Origin of the sequence: Reichenbachiella sp. MSK19-1, from assembly GCF_003590315.1 — a bacterium.
GTDB lineage: Bacteria > Bacteroidota > Bacteroidia > Cytophagales > Cyclobacteriaceae > Reichenbachiella > Reichenbachiella agariperforans.
Window position 1 is genome coordinate 1 of sequence record NZ_MIER01000009.1, and the last position, 1,439, is coordinate 1,439.

At 44.4% G+C, this 1,439-nt stretch carries 1 protein-coding gene; it reads right to left on the reverse strand.

Features of this window, described 5'->3' with window-relative positions; genetic code table 11:
- On the reverse strand, positions 1–1,439 hold a 1,439-nt coding region (locus tag BGP76_RS20290), incomplete at both ends, for a hypothetical protein (RefSeq protein ID WP_158584167.1).

Consider the following 1,439-nt stretch of genomic DNA (forward strand, 5'->3'; position numbering starts at 1 on the left):
GCTAAAGGAGATATTAGGAGCAGATGAAGAGTTGACTTCAATGTTGTGATAGTAGGCTCTTTCGATACCTTGTTCGTTATATGCTGTGAGGGTGACGGGGTAGCTACCAGTGGCAGAGTATCTGATGTTGGTAGGGGCTGTTTCTTGACTAGAGAGCTGTGATACCTCACAATTTTTCTCGAAGGAGATGGCGGTAAGGTTTTGATCATTGAGTGTACCCGCCATTAGCGCGTAGGAAGCTTCGTGGTATAGTAGGTCTAACCCTATAGTGGTTGATAGTGTGTTGTAATCACCGAGGTTTTCGATGGTAGGGTTTGGGTTGTTGATAGAAGTTCCAAACTGCGCTCGGTATATATCTGCACTAGTGGTAGTAGCGAAGAAGGCTGCATAGCCTGTTTCATCTTGTTTTATGACTACACCAGCGGATTTTCCAATACCAGTTATGGGTGTTATTGTAGGAGAGTTGACCATTATGTCATTTCCAAAATCGAGGATAAAGGGGCCACTACCAACCGTGCTAAGGATGGCGAACCAGTTTTCGCTTTCATGGACTAGAGCTACATCAGAAGGGTATGCGCCAGATGTGGTATGAATTTTTGCGGAAGGCGTGTTTGAGATTGCGTCACCAAAATCAAGGACAATGACTCTAGAGCCAGTTCCGCCACCAGCAATGATGGCATATATATCTCCACTGTCATTTTGGATGATGTCGAGCGATCTTAGATCGCTGATTCCGTAATTATCGATTAGTTCGACCGAGGGTTCAGTATTTAGATCATCGCCAAAAGAGAGTCTAAAGACATCATTGTCATTATTGGTAACGATCGCCCACCAGTTTCCCTTTGTTTCGAACATTTTTATACCCTTAGGCGCAGAGATGCCTGTAGTGAGGAAGTCGGTTGCATCGATATTGGGAAAATCAGAGAAAGAGATTCTAGCAATATCATCGTTGTTGTAATCAGATACGAAGGCAAAAGCAGTTTCGCCATAGCTAGCCATAGCTAGGTCATATATAGCATCTACTTCGGAGATGTCGTTAGAAAACAGGATGCTACTAGAAGATAGGTAGCTTTGCGGGCAAAAGTCCCAGAAATAGGCTTGGGCATTAATGGAGTTGTTGCTTAGGGGGATGTTCTCCCCGATGCAGGAGGGAGATGATACTGTGGAGAAGCTGACTGTAGGCTCTATGGCTGATTGTACAGAGAGTGTTTTTTGAATGGTCTCACTACATCCCTGTAGGGTAGCGACAGTTAGTTCAACGAGGATGTCTTCTGTGACCAAGAAAGTAAAGCTAGGGTTTTGTATGTCGGCAGTACCTAGCCCTCCAAAATCCCAATCCCATGCTGTGATTTCATCATCTGTGATGGTTAGGTCTTCGCCTAGGAACTCAACAGGAATGTTTTCTACAGGGTCAGAAAAAGAGAAATCTGTTTTTGGGT